Below are 18,513 nucleotides of genomic sequence, written 5' to 3'. Positions count from 1 at the left end.
GTCAGTCCTGCGCGACCGCCAGCGTGACCACGAGCGCCGAGTGCACGATCGGCTCCGAGACCGCGAAGTAGCGCTCCGAGCCCTCGATCCACGCCTCCGTCGCACCCTCGCGCGTGCGGAAGCGGACGGGCTCCTCGCTCGTCGAGCCGCGACCGTCGGCCTTGGCGACCGCCTGGGCGCGCAGCTCGTGCAGGATCTGCTCGGCGGTCGCCTCGCCCGAGGCGACCCGGTCGCGGACGGTCCTGGTGCGCGCGGCGTCGATGCCCAGATCGCGGCCGGTCGCGAGCGCGGCCACGACCGCGCCGTCGCAGTGGGCGATGCTGATCCGCATGCGCTCGAGAGCGGGGTGCTCGCCACCGAGGACCGGGCGGCCGTGCGGGCCTCCGCAGCGGTCGCAGCGCGCGTCGACCATGATCTCGAGCGGGTCGATGCCGAGGGTCTCGGCGGCGAGCTCGCGGACCAGGACACGGCCGAGGAGGAAGCTGTCGCGCGTCTCGCGGCGGCCGGTGGCTTCGTAGCGCAGGCGCTCGGCGAGGGTGAGGAGGCGGAGCATCCGGTGCCGCGACGAGTCGAGCACCTCGGGACGGGCCCAGCGGAGCTGGACGTCGTCGGTGGCGAGGAGGGGGAGTCCGGTCATGCCGCAGACGCTACGGCCCGCAGGCGACATCCACGTGTCCCTCCGGCGTCCACCCGGTGCCCGGAGGCGCTCCTCCGAGGGCCGCGTCGGTCACCCCGCGCGCAGCGCCAGAGCGGGTTCGACGCGGGCGGCGCGCAGCGCCGGGCCGACGGCGGACAGCGCCCCGGCCCCCACTCCCGCGGCGACTCCGACCAGCGCGCTCGTCGGGTCGACGACGGGCGACCAGCCCTGCAGAGCACTGAGCACGGTGGTCGTCAGCGTGCCGAGCGCCGCACCGGAGAGGCCGCCCGCGACTCCGATCGCCGTCCCCTCGACGAGGAAGAGGCCTCGGATGTCGCGCCGAGTCGCGCCGACCGCCCTGCGCAGCGCGATCTCGCGCGTGCGCGCCGACACCGTCAGGAACATCGAGGTGGCGCTGCTGAAGCAGACGAGGAGGAGGAGCACCGCCGAGATGACGAGGAGGTTCGCAGCGAGATCGCTGCTCACTCCGCGCGTCAGGAGGCGGAGGTCTGCGACCGTCTGGACGACCACGGTCTCGGGACGGCCCGGATCGACCGCGAGCGGGATGGACTCCGCGATCGCGGCCGGCCGTCCGGGGACCGTCCGCGCCACGACGTGCAGGTCCGACTGCGGGGGCACCGTCAGGTCGGTCAGGGAGACGAGGATCGACTCGGCGAGCGCGGGATCCCGGGGCGTGGACGTCACGAAGCCCGCGACGGTCACCGCCTGACCCGCGATCCGGATCGTGTCCCCGGTGCGCGTGGTCGGGATGCCCAGGTCGTCCGCCGCTCCGCGTCCGAGCAGCGCGACCGGCACCGTGTCCTCGACATCCAGCCAGTCAGCCGCGGTCCGCGGCGCGACCGAGAGGTGCAGCGCGTCGAGGAACGCCCGGTCGACAGCGAGCACCGGCGCGTCGGTCGTGACCGAGGAGCCGCCGATCCAGCGCTCGGGTCGTGCGACGGCGGCCGGCAGGGTCGTCCGCGGGCTCGCTGCGAGGACGCCGTCGAGCGAGCCGATCGCCTCGGCGGCGCGCCGGAGATCCTCGGTGCTCGAGACAGCGGGCATCCGCACCGTCACCTGATCGAGCGCAGCGGAGTCGAGCCGCTGGGTGATCTGCTGCGCCGCGGTCGCGCTCATGCCCACCGACGTCACGAGTCCTGCGACGGCGATCACGAAGGCGGCGAGGATCCCCACCGTGCGGGCCGGCGAGAGCAGCAGCGCCGATACCGCGTCGCCGAGGAGCCAGCCGGCGCGTCGGCGCGCCCGCGGTGCGCGAACGGACGCCCGGGTCGGAGAGTCGCCATCGGCCGGCGATCCGGTCCTCGGCTCCCCCGCTCCGGTGGCGCCGGTGTCGGACTCCATCCGGCCGTCCGCGATCCGGACGGTGCGCTCGGCAACGGCCGCGACCTCGGCCGAGTGCGTGATGAGGACGACGGTGACGCCGGAGCGGTGCAGCTCGACGAGCAGGTCCATGACGACGGCCGTCGTGCCCGAGTCGAGGTCGCCGGTCGGCTCGTCCGCGAGGATCACAGCGGGTCGGCCGACGATCGCGCGCGCGAGAGCCGTCCTCTGGCGCTCCCCTCCCGACAGGGTGCCCGCCGGCTGCTCCGCGAGCGGCAGCAGACCGAACTCGTCGAGGACCTCGGCGACCGCGCCGATCTGAGCGTCGCGCGCCTCCCCCCGCATGCGGAGAGGGAGAGCGGCGTTGCGCGCCACGGTCTCGTTCGGCAGCACGAAGGAGTCCTGGAACACGAAGCCGAAGGTCCGGGAGCGGAGGGCGTCGCGCTCCGCCTCCGCGAGGGTCGCCACGTCGAGACCGGCGATCCGGTACTCTCCTGCGTCGGCGGAGTCGAGGAGTCCGAGGACGTTGAGCAGTGTCGACTTGCCCGCACCCGAACGGCCGACCACCGCGACGAACTCCCCTGCATGCAGGTCGAGGTCGACGGAGTCGAGAGCAGGCGCGCCGGCCGACCCGGCGTAGCGGCGGGAGACGCCGCGGAGGGAGAGGAGCGGCCCGGTCACGGACTCACCGCGATCGAGTCCCCCTCGACCAGGCCGGACGCCTCGTCGATCTGCACCCAGCCGTCGCCCGATGCGAGCACCGTGATCGCCACCTCCTCGTCGCGGGCGAACTCCGCCGCCCGAACGACGACGACGAAGGGCGCGGCGGAGGCGTCCTGCACGGCCGCGAGCGGCACCGCCAGGACGGGGGCTCCCGCCTCGACGGTCGTGATCGTGACCGTCGAGCTCTCGGCCAGGTCCGACCAGTCCGCCGGCAGGTCGACGAGGACGTCCCTCCCGGGAGCGCTCTGGGCGGTCCCGTCGGAGTCGACGAAGTCTCCCAACCGGCCGACCCGGGCGCTCTGCTCCGAACGCCCGTCGGTCCGGAGCACGAGCGGCGCCTCCGGCGAGAACGCCTCCGCATCGACCACGGTCGCCCGGGCCACGATCCGGCGGGGACTCGTCTGCAGCGTGGCGAGCGGTGCGTCGGCTGTCGCCGTGTCTCCCGGAGCGAGGATGCTGAGGACGGTGACCGAGTCACTCGGGAGCTGCACGATCTGGGTGACGTCGACGTAGGGCTCCGGCTCGGCCGGAGTCGCGGCGGGCACGGCAGGCGATCCGGGCGCCGCGGCCGGGGTCACGGTCGACGTGGATGCCGTTCCGCTCGTCCCGGTCGAGGAGGCGGCGGTCGCCTCCCCCTCTTCCGACGGGAGGTCGTAGCCGAGGCCGTCCCACAGCTCCTCGGCCGCCTCGAGCGTCAGGGCGGTGACGGTGTCGTCGACGTCGAACTCCCCTCCCACGGCCGCCTTCAGGGCCGCCTCGAACGACTCGACGTCGGCACCGACGTCACCTACCCGGAGATCGCGGTAGAGAGGAGAGGACGTGCGCAGCGCGATGCGGGGCTGCCCGGCGACGGCGATCAGCAGCCCGCCGTTCGTCAGCGCCGCACCGGCACCGGCCCCTACCTCGGTGACGAAGGGGAGGACGGCGGGAGCGGTGATCCCGGTGAAGGGCACCGTGACGGTGTCGCCGGCGGCGACCGTGCCCTGGATCGACCGGGCCGGAGTGATCGAGCGGAGCTCGACCGCCGCGTCGACCGCGGGCGGCGCCTGAGCCGCGACCGCATCGAGGTCGGCGGTCGAGCTCGTGGACGCTCCGAGCAGGTATCCGGTCGCACCCACCAGAGCGACCACCGCGACGAACGCGAGGAGGGTCCGGGGTCGGGCGATCGCCGGCAGGCGGACGTGGGGCCGCTCCGTCATCCGCCTGCTCCGCGTGTCGCGATGATCTCGTCGGCGTGCGCGACGATCTCGCGCTCCTTCTCGGCGACCTCGTCCAGTGCGGCCCGGTGACGATCGATCAGGGCGGCCTGGTACTGGGCGTGCAGCGAGCTCAGCGTCTCGACGAGTCCGGTCTCCTCCTTGCACTGCACGTCGAGCACCGCCGTCCTGATCGCCGCTTCGGGATCCTCGGGGATCTCGGGGGCCCACGAGCCCTCCACCTCGGTGTCGAGCGTCAGGCCCCTGCTCACGAGGCAGTCGCTCCAGGCCTGGCGGGCGTCCTCCCAGACGGGGTCGGTGGAGGCCAGCATGCCCGCGTCGTTCCGGATCGATTGCGGGAGATCGGAGATCTGCGGGGTCTCCCAGGCGAAGTCGCGTCCGAGCTCGGGAAGGCGTTCGACGGACTCGAGACACGCGTCGAAAGCCGCGTCCCATCCCGGATCCGCCTGACTCGCGGCCATCAGCGCTGCATTCGCGGTCTCGATGTCGTCGTCGAGGGAAGGGTCCAGTGCGTACCCGAAACGGTCAGCGCTGTCGGGACTCCAGATCCCGAAGGCCGTGTCCGGTGCGTCGACCGACTGCGTCAGATCGAACTCCGCCGGAGGGTACGTCCGGCCTCCCTCGCGCATGCAGTCGTCCCAGAGCAACGCGTTGGCCTGGGCGAGACGACCGAGGTCGGCCCGGCTGATGAAGAACGCATCGATGGGGTAGACGATCGACTCGGCCGAGCGGTCGAGGACCGCGTGCACGTCCGAGTAGGCGCTGATGTCGACGTCCTCGGGGGGCTCGGTGGGGCCGCCCGAGGGAGCGCCCACCGAGCACGCGGTGAGGGCGAGACACGACACGGCGACAACCGCCCGCGCGGCTCGGCGGGTCGCTCCCATCAGTCGACGCTCGAGATGAAGTCGTTCCAGTTCGGGTGGCTGGCGAGGCCCGTGCCCGCGTTCTGCAGATTGGCGATCTTGTAGTTCTGCGTGATCCAGAGCTGCGCTCCCCCTCGGTCGGCGTGCTGGAACCAGATCTTCCGCCCCGGGTATCGGTTCTTCAGGCTCGAGATCGTGTCGTTGAAGACGTAGCCGCCCACGGCGTACCACTCCGTGTAGTTCGCGTTGCCCCGACCGGAGTAGCTGCTGCTGTAGTTCGCGTCGGTCCAGACGCAGCTGAACCCGGTGGGGCACTGGCTCTCGGCCGCGGAGGCGGTCGGGGCGATGAGGGCACTCGTGGCGAGCGCGGCGGCCGAGAGGAGGAGAGCGCTGGCGCGCCGAGAGAAGGACATGAGGATCTCCTGTCGAGGGGGTGAGAATTCCTCGAACCGTAGCGGCCACATGTGTATGGAGCAATCCGGATGCCTTGTGGAGGAGCCTCTCGTCTCGCCCGACGCCTTCGATGGTGCGGTCTCTTCCGTCGCGCATGAGAAACCGCTCATGGAGCACGCAGAAGAAGCCGGACTGCATGCAGTCGACGGAACCACTCAGCGGAGGCCGCGAGCATCGGGCCGCGGTCCTGCATGTGTCCCGCCGAGCACCCAGTGGCTTGTCAGCCCCCGGACCGGCCCTTCGCCTTCGGAAGGTCTCGGGTTAGTCTGTCGAGGTTGACCTGGCGCAGAACGTGCTAGGGCGTCGGTCATTGCGGCGTGAAACTGGGGGTACCGAAGGAGAAGGTTTGGCGTCGGACAACAGGACCGTCGGTGGTGTGGTCAAGGCGACCGTGGGCTTCCTGTCCATGAGCGTCGTGGCCGGAGTGCTCGTCACCGCGACCGTCACGCCCGCCGTGGCGATCGCCGGGGTCGCAGCCAACCAGTCCATCGGGATCTTCGACGGCCTGCCCGAGTACCTCGAGGTCGACAAGCTCTCCGAGAAGAGCAACATCTACGCGACCAGGTCCGACGGCTCCACGCAGCTGCTCGCCTCCTTCTACGTCGAGAACCGCATCGAGGTGCCGCTGGACGCGATCTCGCAGTTCGCCAAGGACGCCGCCGTCTCGGGCGAGGACCCGCGCTTCTACGAGCACGGCGGAGTCGACCTCCCCGGCACCCTGCGCGCCGTCGCGCAGACCTACGTCATCGGCAACGACGTCCAGGGCGGATCCTCGATCACCCAGCAGTACGTCAAGAACGTGCTCGTCGAGAAGGCCGTCCGCAACATCACCGACGAGGCCGAGCGCGCCGCCGCGATCGACGAGGCCACCCGGACGACCCCCGAGCGCAAGCTCCGCGAGATGAAGCTCGCCATCGGCGTCGAGAAGGAGTACACGAAGGACCAGATCCTTCAGGGCTACCTCAACATCGCGTTCTTCGGAGGCACCACCTACGGTATCGAGACCGCGGCCAACTACTACTACAACACCACCGCCGCGAACCTCTCGATCGCGCAGGCCGCGAGCCTCATCGCGATCGTCAACAACCCGGCGAACCTGCGCATCGACCAGCCCGACAACCCCGACAACGGCGCCGCCAACGGCTACGCCCGCAACAAGGAGCGCCGCGACTACATCATCGGCAAGATGCTCGAGGAGGGGAAGATCACCCAGGAGGATCACGACGCCGCGATCGCGACGCCGGTCGAGCCCCAGATCACCCAGCCCAGCACCGGCTGCTCCTCCGCGGGCGACGCGGGCTACTTCTGCGACTACGTCACCAACGTGCTGAAGAACAACGAGATCTTCGGCACCGACGAGGACACCCGCTGGTCGAACTTCCGCCGCGGCGGACAGGACGTCTACACGACGCTCGACGTCGACCTGCAGAGCGCCGCGGTCGGCGCCGTCAACGCGGAGGTCCCCCAGACCTGGAACTTCGACGTCGGCGCGGTCTCGGTCAGCGTCGAGGTGGGCACGGGCCGCGTCCTGGCGATGACGCAGAACAAAAAGTACTCGCAGGATCCCGAGGTGCTCACGAACGACCCGAGCTACAGCGCGATCAACCTGAGCACCGACAAGGCCTACGGCGGCTCCTCGGGCATCCAGCCCGGGTCGACCTACAAGCTCTTCACCCTCGTCGAGTGGCTGAAGGAGGGGCACAGCATCAACGAGCGGGTCGACGGCACCCGCAAGGCGACCTGGGGCACCTTCACCGACTCCTGCGAGCCGGGCGGCACCACGACCAGCAACGACACCAGCGCGCGCAACGACGAGGGAGGCGGCGGCCAGGTCGGCACGGCCATCAGCTTCACGAAGACCTCGCTGAACACCGGGTTCGTCGGCATGGCCCGAGAGCTCGACCTCTGCGGGATCCGCGACACCGCGGCGGCCATGGGCGTCGTCCAGGGCAGCGACGGCGAGCTCGACCGCTACCCCGCGACGGTCCTCGGCACGAACTACGTCTCTCCGCTGTCGATGGCCGGCGCCTACGCCACCATCGCCTCCGGCGGGACGACTTGCGACCCGATCGCCATCGACCGCATCACCGATGCGGCCGGTGCCGAGCAGCCGGTCCCGACGGCGAACTGCCGGCAGTCGATCGACCGGAACGTCGCGGCGACGGCCGCCGTCGCGCTCCAGTCGACCTTCACCTCCGGAGGCACCGCCGTCGCCTCGAGGACGCCCGACCGCACCCCGCTGATCGGCAAGACCGGGACGACCGACAACGCGGTCGCCACCTGGATGACCGGAGCGAGCACCCGGGTCGCCACGGCGGTCGGCGTCTTCAACATCAAGGGCGACGCGAGCCTGCGTGCGCCGCGCTACGCCTTCGACACCGGATCGGCGGCGACCGCCCGCCACCGCATCTGGCCGGTCGTGATGGCGGCCGCCAACGCGAAGTACGGCGGAGACGCCTTCCCCGAGGCCGACGGCTCCCTCCAGGTCGTGCCGAAGGTCGAGATCCCCGATGTGACCGGTCTCGCCCTCGCCGACGCGAAGGCGAAGCTCGAGGCCGCCGGCTTCAGCGTGGTCGAGGGCGGCGCGGAGGCGAGCGATGCCGCGGTCGGCACCGTCACGCGCCAGAGTCCGTCGGGCTCCGCCGAGGCGGGCAGCGGCATCACCGTCTTCACCAGCAACGGCAACCAGAAGACGGTGCCCGACGTCGTCGGTCAGGACCTGGAGGCGGCGAAGGCCGCGTTCGGAGCCGCCGGCTTCGCGAGCATCACCCTGGCCTGCACCGAGGACCCGAGGGCTCCCGACGCCGGCCAGGTGACGGGTCAGGATCCGGCCGGCGGCTCCTCGGTCGCACCGGATGCGACCCTCAAGGTCTCGGTCAGCGCGAAGAAGTGCCCCTGACGGCCGTCTCCGGCTCGTGAGACCGCGTTCGGCTCGCAGGATCCCCGGATTCCTGCGAGCCGAACGCGTTCCTGCGAGCCGGAGGTGACCCCCGGCGGCTACTGGCCGCGCCCGCGGATCGCGCCCACGATCGCCACCGTCGCGAAGTGCACGAACAGCCCGAGGATCCCGAAGCACGCGAGCGCCCCGCTCGCCTCGGCGTACGGGCGACGCGCGTCCGTCATCGTGCCCGGGGTCACGACATCGAGGGCGAACAGCCCGAGGGCCAGCCCGAAGCAGACCAGGCTCAGGATCAGCAGGGTCCTGATCGCCTGTCCGACCGGATCGTAGTAGCGCGGATTGGACATCGTGCCTCCGGTTCTCGTGCTCCCGTGTCTATCCGGCCGTGCTCGCGCACGCAAGCAGGTGCGCAGCGCCGCCGAGAGTGCGACGGCCCGCACGCGAAGGCCCCGTCGGCTCTGCGAGAGGCGGAGCCGACGGGGCCGGGGCGGTGCGGTGGTGCGGTGGTCAGGCCGCCAGGGGCAGTTGCGCCGCGGAGGTGACGACCAGCTCGCCGCCGGCCGCGTCGACGCGAACCGCGCCTCCGTCGGCCACCTCACCGCTCACGAAGAGGTCGGCGATGCGGTCGTCGACCGAGCGCTGCACCAGCCTGCGCAGCGGGCGGGCGCCGTACTGCGGCTCGTAGCCGTGCTCGGCCAGCCAGTCGACGGCCGCCTCCGTCACCTCGAGCGACACCTCGCGCGGGGCGAGGCGGGCCCGGGTGGCCTCGAGGACGATGCCGACGATCTCGCGCAGCTGAGCGCGACCGAGGCGGCGGAACAGCACGATCTCGTCGATGCGGTTCAGGAACTCGGGGCGCATCGCCTCGCGGAGGCGGCCCATGACGCGGTCGCGCAGGTCCTTCTCCGAGGCGAAGCCCTCGGCCCTGTCGTCGCTCGTCGCGACGAAGCCGAGCGCACCCGACCGCGACGCGAGGAACTCCGACCCCAGGTTCGAGGTCATGATGATCACCGTGTTGCGGAAGTCGACCGTGCGACCCTGGCCGTCGGTGAGGCGTCCGTCGTCGAGCACCTGCAGCAGCAGGTTGAACACGTCGGGGTGCGCCTTCTCGATCTCGTCGAAGAGGATCACGGAGTACGGGTTCCGCCGCACGCGCTCGGTCAGCTGGCCCGCCTCGTCGTAGCCGACGTACCCGGGAGGGGCGCCGACGAGCCGGGAGACGGTGTGCCGCTCGCCGAACTCGCTCATGTCGAAGCGGATCACCGACTGCTCATCGGCGAAGAGCGACCCCGCGAGCGTGCGGGCGAGCTCGGTCTTGCCGACTCCGGTCGGGCCGAGGAACAGGAACGACCCGACGGGGCGAGAGGCGTCGCCGAGACCGGTGCGGCTGCGGCGCACGGCGCGGGCGACCGCGGTGACCGCGTCGTCCTGGCCGATCACGCGCTGGTGCAGCTCCGTCTCGAGGTGCGCGAGGCGATCGCGCTCCCCCTCCGTCAGCCGCGACACCGGGATGCCGGTGGCGCGGGCGACCACGGCTGCGATCTCGGACTCGCCGACGACCGCCTCCGGGGCGACGTGACCCGTCGCGGCCTCGAGCGCGGCCTGGACCGCGGTGATCTCGTCGCGCAGACGCGACGCCTCCTCGTAGTGCTCACCCGAGACGGCGGCGTTCTTCGCGCCCTCGAGCGTGGCGAGCTTCTCGAGCAGAGCCGCGGTGTCCACTCCGGTGCCCAGCTTCAGGCGGAGGCGCGCGCCGGCCTGGTCGATCAGGTCGATCGCCTTGTCGGGCAGCACGCGGTCGGTGAGGTAGCGGGCCGAGAGCTCCACGGAGGCGCGCAGGGCGTCGTCGGTGAAAGTGACGCGGTGGTGCTCCTCGTAGGCGGGGCGGAGGCCGTGCAGGATCGCGACGGCGTCCTCGATCCCGGGCTCGCCGACGCGCACCGGCTGGAAGCGGCGCTCGAGGGCCGGGTCCTTCTCGATCGTGCGGTACTCCTTGAGCGTGGTCGCACCGACCAGGTGCAGCTCTCCCCGCGCGAGGCGAGGCTTGAGGATGTTGCCCGCGTCCATGCCGCCCTCGCCCGCGCCGCCGGCGCCGACGACGGTGTGGACCTCGTCGATGAACACGATCAGCTCGCCCGCGTGGGCGGCGATCTCGTCCATGGTCGTGGTGAGGCGCTCCTCGAAGTCACCGCGGTAGCGGGTGCCCGCGAGCATCGCCGGGAGATCGAGCGAGACGACGCGCTTGTCGCGCAGCTGCTCGGGGACCTCGCCCGCCACGATGGCGCGCGCGAGCCCCTCGACGATCGCGGTCTTGCCGACGCCGGCCTCGCCGACCAGCACCGGGTTGTTCTTGGTGCGGCGGCTGAGGATCTCGACGGTCTGCTCGATCTCGTCGGCACGCCCGATCACCGGGTCGAGCCGGCCCTCGCGGGCGAGCTCGGTGAGGTCGGTGCCGAACTTGTCGAGCATCGGGGTCTCGGAGGCGGAGGAGGAGGACACGGGGCTCTCCTCCGGCGCCGCACCCGCGGAGACCGTCTCGCGCATGCCCTGGGTGAGCGCCTCGGCGGTCACTCCGGCACGGGCGAGCACCTGGCCCGCGGGGGCGTCCTGGCCGAGGACGAGGGCGAAGAAGACGTGCTCGGGGTCGATGTAGGTCGAGCCGCTCGAGCGGGCGACCTGGTAGGCGTGGAACAGGGCGCGCTGGGCGCTGTTCGTGATGGTCGCGGCGTTCTGCGAGGCCTGACCGTCGCTGGCCTGCGGCAGGCGCGCCTCCGTGGCCGTCGCGATGGCGGCGGGGTCGACGCCGATGCGCTGAACGGCCTGGGCGACGGTCTCGTCGTCGATGAGCACGCGCAGCACGTGCAGCGCGTCGAGCTCGGTCTGACCGCGCTCGAGCGCGAAGCGTCCTGCAGCCTGCAGGATGCCCTGGGTACGGGCGGTGAGGAATCGACTGAGGTCGATCGACCGCGCCTGGCGAGCTCGCTCGCCGTCGAGGTAGCGGGCGAGGAAGTCGTCGAACGAGCTCGCTCCGGCCTCATTGAAGTTATCGGGCACCAGTCCTCCTGGAAGAAGTTGAGTCGGTTACGCTCAAGTTCAACGCAGGACGCCCCGTGCTATTCCCGCGTCGCACCGGCGTCTGCCGGACGGGTCCCCGTCGGTCGTACGCTGGCCCGCATGGAGCTCGAGTTCGAGGGAGTCGTCTTCTTCTGGCGGGGGCCGGCACCGTGGCACTTCGTGAGCGTGCCGGGCGATCAGGCGGAGGCGATCGCCGCCGTCGCCGCGCACGTCACCTACGGCTGGGGCATGATCCCGGTGACCGTGGCACTCGGCGCCAGCACCTGGACCACCTCGCTCTGGCCGAAGGACGGCGGCTTCATCGTGCCGCTGAAGTCCTCCGTGCGGCGCGCGGAGGACGTCGAGGTCGACTCCGTGGTGCGCCTGGGGTTGCTCATCGCGACGTAGAAGGAGGCACGGACCCTCGCGGGTCCGTGCCTCCTCGTGCGCCGACGCGCTTTCCTCCGGGGTGGGAGCTCTAGGGGACGATGTGTCCTGCTGCGCGGAACAGCTCGTACCACTCCGGCCGCGTGAGCGGGAGGTCGGAGCCGAGGGCCGAGTCGCGCACGCGCTGCGCATTTGTCGTGCCGAGCACGACCTGCATCTTCGCCGGGTGGCGGGTGATCCAGGCCGTCGCGATCGCGATCGCCGGCACGTCGTACTGCTTCGCGAGCCGGTCGATGACGGCGTTCAGCTCGGCGTACTGCGGGTTGTCGAGGAAGACACCGGTGAAGAACCCGCTCTGGAAGGGCGACCAGGCCTGCACCGTGATGTCGTTCAGGCGGCAGTAGTCGAGGATGCCCGCGTCGCGCATCGTCGACTGGTCCTCTGCGAGCATGTTCGACGCGACACCCTGCGCGATCATCGGCGAGTGCGTGATCGACAGCTGCAGCTGGTTGGCGACGATCGGCTGGTTCAGCGACTTCTTCAGCAGCTCGATCTGCAGCGGCGTCTGGTTCGACACTCCGAAGTGCTTCACCTTGCCGGCCGCGTGCAGCTCGTCGAAGGCGCGGGCCACCTCGTCGGGCTCGACGAGCGCGTCGGGCCGGTGCAGGAGGAGGACGTCGATGTAGTCGGTGCGCAGCGCCTTCAGCGAGCCCTCGACCGACTCGATCAGGTGCTCGTACGAGAAGTCGAAGTACGGGCCGTCGCCGACGATGCCGGCCTTGGTCTGCAGCACGATCTCCGCGCGCTCGCTCGGAGTGAGCGCGAGCGCCTCGGCGAAGCGCTCCTCGCACTGGTGCAGCGAGTTGCCGTAGACGTCGGCGTGGTCGAAGAAGTCGATGCCGGAGTCGCGGGCGGTGCGGACGAGGTCGCGGATGGCGTCGTCGGTCATGTCGGGGATGCGCATGAGGCCGAGGACGACGTTCGGGGAGTCGAGGCCGGAGGCGCCGAGGGGGACGTGCTTCACAGGAAGTGCTCCTTCGTTGGATACGACCTCCACGGTAGGCGGGCCTGCTGAGCGGCGTCCAACAGTGCGTGGGGGTTGCATTCATGCGGCGGAGTGGTGAATCGGCCGCGCCGCGGGTGGAGTCGGTGAAGAACTCAGGACAGACGCCGAGACGGCAGCGGTTTCGTGCGGATCCGCGGGCTCCGCCGGACATCCTTCCTGAATTGTTCACGCCTTGCCTCTCCGGCGGACCAGTGGCAGGGTGCGGTCATGAGCATCGAGGTGCGTCCCGCCACCGACTTCGACGATCTGGCGACGATGAACGGCCCCAAGCGGCCGGATGCCAGCGTGTGCTGGTGCCTCAGCTACCGCCTCCTCTCGTCGACCGAGAACAACGCGCTGCGGGGGCCTGCCCGCGGCGAGCGGATGCGCGAGCTCGTAGAGGAGGATCCGCCTCCCGGCGTCCTCGCCTACGACGGCGACGAGGTGGCCGGCTGGGCGGCCGTGCACCGGCGAGCCGACACGAGCTACGCGAAGAACAGGAAGATCCCGCACGTCGACGACCTCGACGTCTGGACTGTCTGGTGCATCCGCGTCCGCCCCGGCTTCCGCAAGCGCGGGATCTCGCACGCACTGCTCGCCGGCGCCGTCGACTTCGCGCGCGCTCACGGCGCCCCGGCGATCGAGGGCTACCCGGTCGACAACGCCGGCGCCAAGGTCGAGCAGACGATGGCCTACGTCGGCACGCGCGCCCTCTTCGAGCGCGCCGGCTTCTCATGGGCGGCCGACACGACCTCGGTCCTGGCGGGGTTCCCGCGCGTCGTCATGCGCCTGCCGCTCGACTGACGTCCGCTATATCACCTTGATATTGTCGACGCATGCAGACCGGCTCGATCGACCCCGCCGCGGTGATCCGTCGCGCCCGAGAGGACATCGGACTGTCGCAGGGAGCCCTCGCCCGAGCCGCAGGAGTGCAGCAGTCCAACCTCGCTGCGATCGAGACCGGCGCTCGGCGGGCAGGCCCTGAGCTGCTCGATCGCATCCTGCGTGCGGCTCGGCTACGGCCATCGGTGGCGCTCGAGCTCCTGGCTGATCACCTGCGCGAACTGGCCGGCGAGCACGGGCTGCACGACATCCGAGTCTTCGGCTCGACGGTCCGGGGCACCGATCACGAGCGCAGCGATGTCGACCTGCTCGTCACAGCCGACCCCGACGTCGACTATCTGCGCCTCGCCGCCTTCCGAGGGCGTGCGGAGGAGCTGCTCGGATTCCCGGTCGACGTGGTCGTCGACGATTCCGACAACGACGTCGTCCGCGTCATCCGAGAGCAGGCGGTGCCGCTGTGACCGGATTCGTCGCACGTCCGCGAAGCGACGAGGACGACAGCGCGAAGTCCGAGCGCCTCATCGCCGAGGTCGATCGCCTCCTGTCCCGGATCGCGAGGGCCTCCCGCGACGGCCGGGAGGAGTTCCTCGCAGCGTAGTCGGACAGCCGCGACGTCGGCGCCCTGGCCCTGATCAACCTCGCTGATCTCGTGCTCCGCGACCTGCCGACCGAGATCGTGGCGACTCTGCCCGCGGAGGACGTCGCGGGCCTCCGCACGACCCGGAGCACCGCCGCTCACAACGATGCGGCTCTCGACAACGACCGCCTCTGGGCCACGATCACGGTGCACACTCCCGCGCTGCTCACCTCGATCCGCGCAGCCCTCCTCGGCGCCTGACGACCGGTCGCGAAAGGCCCCTCGCCCGGAGGCGGAGGGGCCTTTCGCGACGGATCGGAGCGGGACCTAGAAGTCCCAGTCCTCGTCCTCGGTGTTCACGGCCTTGCCGATCACGTAGGAGGAGCCGGAGCCCGAGAAGAAGTCGTGGTTCTCGTCGGCGTTCGGCGAGAGGGCCGACAGGATCGCGGGGTTCACGTCGGTGACCTGCTTGGGGAACATCGGCTCGTAGCCGAGGTTCATCAGCGCCTTGTTGGCGTTGTAGTGCAGGAACTTCTTGACGTCCTCGGTCAGGCCGAGCTGGTCGTAGAGGTCCTGGGTGTACTGGGCCTCGTTGTCGTAGAGCTCGTAGAGCAGCGAGAACGTGTAGTCCTTGATCTCGTCGCGCTTGGCCTGGTCGACCAGCTCGAGTCCCTTCTGGAACTTGTAGCCGATGTAGTAGCCGTGCACGGCCTCGTCGCGGATGATGAGCCGGATCAGGTCGGCCGTGTTGGTGAGCTTGGCGCGCGAGGACCAGTACATCGGCAGGTAGAAGCCCGAGTAGAAGAGGAACGACTCGAGCAGCGTCGAGGCGACCTTCCGCTTCAGCGGGTCGTCGCCCTGGTAGTAGTCCATGACGATGGACGCCTTCTTCTGCAGGTTCGGGTTCTCGACCGACCAGCGGAACGCCTCGTCGATGTCCTGCGTGTTCGACAGGGTCGAGAACACCGAGGAGTACGACTTGGCGTGCACCGACTCCATGAACGCGATGTTCGTGTAGACGGCCTCCTCGTGCGGGGTCAGCGCATCCGGGATGAGCGACACCGCGCCGACCGTGCCCTGGATGGTGTCGAGCAGGGTCAGGCCCGTGAACACGCGCATCGTGAGCTGCTGCTCGTCGTGGGTGAGCGTGTTCCACGACTGGATGTCGTTGGACAGCGGCACCTTCTCGGGCAGCCAGAAGTTGCTCGTGAGGCGGTTCCAGACCTCCACGTCCTTGTCGTCCTGGATGCGGTTCCAGTTGATGGCGTTGACGTGGCTGACCAGCTTGAGCTTCTCAGGGGGAGTCATGATCTCTTCTTCGTGCGGATCGGTCGTGCGGAAGGGGTGATCGGGGGTCGGACGCTACAGCATGCAGCTGACGCAGCCGTCGACCTCCGTGCCCTCCAGCGCGAGCTGGCGGAGACGGATGTAGTAGATCGTCTTGATGCCCTTGCGCCAGGCGTAGATCTGCGCGCGGTTGATGTCGCGGGTGGTCGCGGTGTCCTTGAAGAAGAGCGTGAGCGAGAGGCCCTGGTCGACGTGCTGCGTCGCCGCGGCGTAGGTGTCGATGATCTTCTCGTAGCCGATCTCGTACGCGTCCTGGTAGTACTCCAGGTTGTCGTTCGTCATGAACGGCGCCGGGTAGTAGACGCGGCCGAGCTTGCCCTCCTTGCGGATCTCGATCTTCGACGCGATCGGGTGGATCGAGGACGTCGAGTTGTTGATGTACGAGATCGAGCCGGTCGGCGGGACGGCCTGCAGGTTCTGGTTGTAGATGCCGTGCTCCATGACCGAGGCCTTGAGCGCGCGCCAGTCCTCCTGGGTGGGGACGGCGATGCCGGCGCCCTCGAAGAGGCGGGCGACGCGATCGGTCGCGGGTGCCCACTCCTTCTCGGTGTAGGTGTCGAAGAACTCGCCCGAGGCGTACTTCGAGTCGGCGAAGCCCTCGAAGGTGGTGCCGCGCTCGATCGAGAGGTTGTTCGAGGCGCGCAGGGCGTGGAACAGCACCGAGTAGAAGTAGATGTTGGTGAAGTCGATGCCCTCCTCGGATCCGTAGTGGATCCGCTCGCGGGCGAGGTAGCCGTGCAGGTTCATCTGGCCGAGGCCGATGGCGTGCGACTTGTCGTTGCCGTCCTCGATCGAGCGCACGGAGGTGATGTGCGACTGGTCGGAGACGGAGGTGAGGCCGCGGATCGCGGTCTCGATGGTGCGGCCGAAGTCGGGCGAGTCCATCGTCAGCGCGATGTTCAGCGAGCCGAGGTTGCACGAGATGTCCTTGCCGATGGTGGCGTAGGACAGGTCCTCGTTGTAGGTCGTCGGGGTGTTGACCTGGAGGATCTCGGAGCAGAGGTTCGACATGTTGATGCGGCCCTTGATCGGGTTCGCCTTGTTCACCGTGTCCTCGAACACGATGTAGGGGTAGCCCGACTCGAACTGGATCTCGGCGATGGTCTGGAAGAACTCGCGCGCCGAGATCTTGGTCTTCTTGATCCGCGGGTCGTCGACCATCTCGCGGTACTTGTCCGAGATCGACACGTCGCCGAACGGGAGGCCGTAGACGCGCTCGACGTCGTAGGGCGAGAAGAGGTACATGTCCTCGTTGTTCTTCGCGAGCTCGAACGTGATGTCGGGCACGACGACTCCGAGGGAGAGCGTCTTGATGCGGATCTTCTCGTCGGCGTTCTCGCGCTTGGTGTCGAGGAAGCGCAGGATGTCGGGGTGGTGCGCCGAGAGGTACACCGCGCCGGCTCCCTGGCGGGCGCCGAGCTGGTTCGCGTAGCTGAAGCTGTCCTCGAGGAGCTTCATCACGGGGATGATGCCCGAGGACTGGTTCTCGATCTGCTTGATCGGCGCGCCGGCCTCGCGGATGTTCGAGAGCGAGAGCGCGACTCCGCCGCCGCGCTTGGAGAGCTGGAGGGCGGAGTTGATGCCGCGGGCGATCGACTCCATGTTGTCCTCGATGCGCAGGAGGAAGCAGGAGACGAGCTCGCCGCGCTGGGCCTTGCCGGTGTTGAGGAACGTCGGGGTGGCCGGCTGGAAGCGGCCCGCCACGATCTCCTCGACCAGCGAGACGGCGAGCTTCTCGTCGCCCTGGGCGAGACCGAGCGCGGTCATGACGACGCGGTCCTCGAAGCGCTCGAGGTAGCGCTTGCCGTCGAACGTCTTCAGCGTGTACGAGGTGTAGTACTTGAAGGCGCCGAGGAAGGTCGCGAAGCGGAACTTCTTCGAGTAGGCGAGGTCGTTCAGCTCCTGGATGAAGTCGAACGAGTACTGGTCGAGCACGGCCTGCTCGTAGTACTCCTTCTCGACCAGGTAGTCCAGGCGCTCCTTGAGCGTGTGGAAGAAGACGGTGTTCTGGTTGACGTGCTGCAGGAAGTACTCGCGCGCCGCCTCGCGGTCCTTGTCGAACTGGATCTCTCCGCTCGGGCCGTAGAGGTTGAGCATCGCATTGAGCGAGTGGTAGTCCATCTGTGCGGCGTCGCGGGGGGCGTCGATCACTGCTGCGTCCAAAACGTGTCCAATCCTTCGTCGACGGCGCGGACGTCGTCGGGTGTTCCGAATACTTCGAATCGATAGAGGTGCGGCACTGCGCACTTGCGCGCGATGATGTCGCCGGCGAGGCAGTAGGCGTCGCCGAAGTTCGTGTTGCCGGCGCCGATGACGCCGCGGAGCAGGGAGCGGTTGCGCGGTTCGTTCAGGAAGCGGATGACCTGCTTGGGGACCGCTCCCCCGCCGTTGCCGCCTCCGTAGGTGGGGAGGACGAGCACGTAGGGGTTCTCGACGTGGAGCGTGTCGAGCACGGTGCCGCCCCGCCGCGCGTGCAGCGGGATGCGGAGCGCCGGACGCCCCAGCTTCTCGACGAAGCGGTGCGTGTTGCCGGAGCTGCTCGAGAAGTAGACGAGTCCGCTCACCGTTCCACCTCCCGCTCCTCGTTCGTCTGTCTTCTGCGGATCCGCTCCCGCGGATCCTCCGTCGGCCCGGGGCGGAGCCCGCTCACCCGGACCGACGAGCTGATGTGCATCTCACCGGCGACGCTCTCCGAGGCGTCTGCGTGGTGAGCTGCAAGGCGGAGGAAGGCGCCGTAGCGGCGCTACGGCGACTGACGACAACGCCGCAGATCGCCGCGCAGACGACTCAGAGAGTCGCGATCTTGTCGGGGCGGAAGCCGCTCCAGTGGTCGTCGTCCGTGATGACGACGGGCGCCTGCAGGTAGCCCAGCGCCTTGACCGCCTCGAGGGCCTTCTCGTCGACGGAGAGGTCGAACACCTCGTAGTCGATGCCCTTGCTGTCGAGAGCGCGGTAGGTCGCCGTGCACTGAACGCAGGAGGGCTTGGTGTAGACCGTCACGGCCATGCGTGTCGTCCTTTCCTGGAGGTGTCCTGGGCCGGCTCCAGGGCTTCCCGTCGGCGTGCCGATCGGGGTGGGAGACGGTCGTGGGTGGTGCGTCTGCGGTGGAGCGGGACGCCGCTGGGGC

The 18,513-nt window shown here is 69.6% G+C and carries 18 protein-coding genes; 6 read left to right on the top strand and 12 right to left on the bottom strand.

Going from position 1 to position 18,513, the window contains the following annotated elements; translation table 11 throughout:
* Window position 1: 1 nt before the first annotated feature.
* The 5 genes from B9Y99_RS13120 to B9Y99_RS13100 all read right to left on the bottom strand — a co-directional run bounded on the left by B9Y99_RS13120 (window position 2) and on the right by B9Y99_RS13100 (window position 5,194).
* Entirely contained in the window at window positions 2–637 is a 636-nt protein-coding gene (locus B9Y99_RS13120; protein ID WP_085477008.1) for a 4'-phosphopantetheinyl transferase family protein, read from the bottom strand.
* 90 nt (window positions 638–727) lie between these two features.
* The gene (locus B9Y99_RS13115) at window positions 728–2,659 is read right to left on the bottom strand and encodes an ABC transporter ATP-binding protein/permease (RefSeq protein ID WP_085477007.1); all 1,932 of its coding nucleotides are present in this window, start codon (window positions 2,657–2,659) and stop codon (window positions 728–730) included.
* A complete protein-coding gene (locus B9Y99_RS13110) occupies window positions 2,656–3,900 on the bottom strand; it encodes an efflux RND transporter periplasmic adaptor subunit (protein ID WP_085477006.1) in 1,245 nt (414 codons plus the stop codon). The genes B9Y99_RS13115 and B9Y99_RS13110 overlap by 4 nt, the downstream gene beginning before the upstream one ends.
* A complete protein-coding gene (locus tag B9Y99_RS13105; RefSeq protein WP_085477005.1) occupies window positions 3,897–4,802 on the bottom strand; it encodes a hypothetical protein in 906 nt (301 codons plus the stop codon). The genes B9Y99_RS13110 and B9Y99_RS13105 overlap by 4 nt, the downstream gene beginning before the upstream one ends.
* Window positions 4,802–5,194: a peptidase inhibitor family I36 protein gene (locus tag B9Y99_RS13100; protein WP_165759623.1), complete on the bottom strand. Its 393-nt coding sequence runs from the start codon at window positions 5,192–5,194 to the stop codon at window positions 4,802–4,804. Before B9Y99_RS13100 ends, B9Y99_RS13105 begins: the two co-directional genes overlap by 1 nt.
* A 416-nt stretch (window positions 5,195–5,610) precedes the next feature.
* On the opposite strand from B9Y99_RS13100, the gene B9Y99_RS13095 reads away from it, so the two are divergent.
* On the top strand, window positions 5,611–8,133 hold the full coding sequence (locus B9Y99_RS13095) for a transglycosylase domain-containing protein (protein ID WP_085477003.1): 2,523 nt from the start codon (window positions 5,611–5,613) through the stop codon (window positions 8,131–8,133).
* Between the two features lie 98 nt (window positions 8,134–8,231).
* Here the strand turns inward: B9Y99_RS13095 and B9Y99_RS13090 are convergent, their stop codons facing one another.
* Together B9Y99_RS13090 and B9Y99_RS13085 are read right to left on the bottom strand one after the other, a co-directional pair.
* The gene (locus B9Y99_RS13090; protein WP_085477002.1) at window positions 8,232–8,480 is read right to left on the bottom strand and encodes a hypothetical protein; all 249 of its coding nucleotides are present in this window, start codon (window positions 8,478–8,480) and stop codon (window positions 8,232–8,234) included.
* Window positions 8,481–8,640: 160 nt separating this feature from the next.
* On the bottom strand, window positions 8,641–11,187 hold the full coding sequence (locus tag B9Y99_RS13085) for an ATP-dependent Clp protease ATP-binding subunit (RefSeq protein WP_085477001.1): 2,547 nt from the start codon (window positions 11,185–11,187) through the stop codon (window positions 8,641–8,643).
* Window positions 11,188–11,307: 120 nt separating this feature from the next.
* Between B9Y99_RS13085 and B9Y99_RS13080 the strand changes: the two genes are divergently transcribed.
* Window positions 11,308–11,595 carry a DUF1905 domain-containing protein gene (locus tag B9Y99_RS13080; protein WP_085477000.1) on the top strand — a complete coding sequence of 96 codons (288 nt, stop codon included), beginning with the start codon at window positions 11,308–11,310 and terminating at the stop codon, window positions 11,593–11,595.
* 70 nt (window positions 11,596–11,665) lie between these two features.
* Here B9Y99_RS13080 and B9Y99_RS13075 read toward each other — a convergent pair whose 3' ends face one another.
* Window positions 11,666–12,598: an aldo/keto reductase gene (locus B9Y99_RS13075; protein WP_280158403.1), complete on the bottom strand. Its 933-nt coding sequence runs from the start codon at window positions 12,596–12,598 to the stop codon at window positions 11,666–11,668.
* Window positions 12,599–12,847: 249 nt separating this feature from the next.
* On the opposite strand from B9Y99_RS13075, the gene B9Y99_RS13070 reads away from it, so the two are divergent.
* From B9Y99_RS13070 to B9Y99_RS13060, 4 genes are read left to right on the top strand one after another with little or no spacing between them, the layout of a single operon-like run.
* A complete protein-coding gene (locus B9Y99_RS13070) occupies window positions 12,848–13,423 on the top strand; it encodes a GNAT family N-acetyltransferase (RefSeq protein ID WP_085476998.1) in 576 nt (191 codons plus the stop codon).
* A 32-nt stretch (window positions 13,424–13,455) separates the two neighbouring features.
* On the top strand, window positions 13,456–13,923 hold the full coding sequence (locus tag B9Y99_RS13065; protein WP_085476997.1) for an XRE family transcriptional regulator: 468 nt from the start codon (window positions 13,456–13,458) through the stop codon (window positions 13,921–13,923).
* On the top strand, window positions 13,920–14,060 hold the full coding sequence (locus tag B9Y99_RS18840) for a hypothetical protein (protein ID WP_165759622.1): 141 nt from the start codon (window positions 13,920–13,922) through the stop codon (window positions 14,058–14,060). Before B9Y99_RS13065 ends, B9Y99_RS18840 begins: the two co-directional genes overlap by 4 nt.
* Before the next feature lie 51 nt (window positions 14,061–14,111).
* Complete coding sequence (locus B9Y99_RS13060; protein WP_085476996.1) at window positions 14,112–14,300, top strand: ribonuclease HepT family protein; 189 nt, start codon at window positions 14,112–14,114, stop codon at window positions 14,298–14,300.
* Between the two features lie 66 nt (window positions 14,301–14,366).
* On the opposite strand, the gene nrdF is transcribed toward B9Y99_RS13060, so the two are convergent.
* The 4 genes from nrdF to nrdH all read right to left on the bottom strand — a co-directional run bounded on the left by nrdF (window position 14,367) and on the right by nrdH (window position 18,392).
* Window positions 14,367–15,347: a class 1b ribonucleoside-diphosphate reductase subunit beta gene (gene nrdF / locus B9Y99_RS13055; RefSeq protein WP_085476995.1), complete on the bottom strand. Its 981-nt coding sequence runs from the start codon at window positions 15,345–15,347 to the stop codon at window positions 14,367–14,369.
* 54 nt (window positions 15,348–15,401) lie between these two features.
* Window positions 15,402–17,507: a class 1b ribonucleoside-diphosphate reductase subunit alpha gene (gene nrdE, locus B9Y99_RS13050; RefSeq protein ID WP_085477409.1), complete on the bottom strand. Its 2,106-nt coding sequence runs from the start codon at window positions 17,505–17,507 to the stop codon at window positions 15,402–15,404.
* A gap of 26 nt (window positions 17,508–17,533) precedes the next feature.
* Window positions 17,534–17,950, bottom strand: coding sequence for a class Ib ribonucleoside-diphosphate reductase assembly flavoprotein NrdI (gene nrdI / locus B9Y99_RS13045; RefSeq protein ID WP_085476994.1), 417 nt, complete (start codon window positions 17,948–17,950; stop codon window positions 17,534–17,536).
* A 223-nt stretch (window positions 17,951–18,173) separates the two neighbouring features.
* Window positions 18,174–18,392: a glutaredoxin-like protein NrdH gene (gene nrdH / locus B9Y99_RS13040; RefSeq protein ID WP_068255139.1), complete on the bottom strand. Its 219-nt coding sequence runs from the start codon at window positions 18,390–18,392 to the stop codon at window positions 18,174–18,176.
* Between the last annotated feature and the right edge of the window lie 121 nt (window positions 18,393–18,513).

It is taken from the genome of Rathayibacter oskolensis (assembly GCF_900177245.1).
Lineage (GTDB): Bacteria > Actinomycetota > Actinomycetes > Actinomycetales > Microbacteriaceae > Rathayibacter > Rathayibacter oskolensis.
This window is presented reverse-complemented; position numbering and strand designations above follow the sequence as displayed.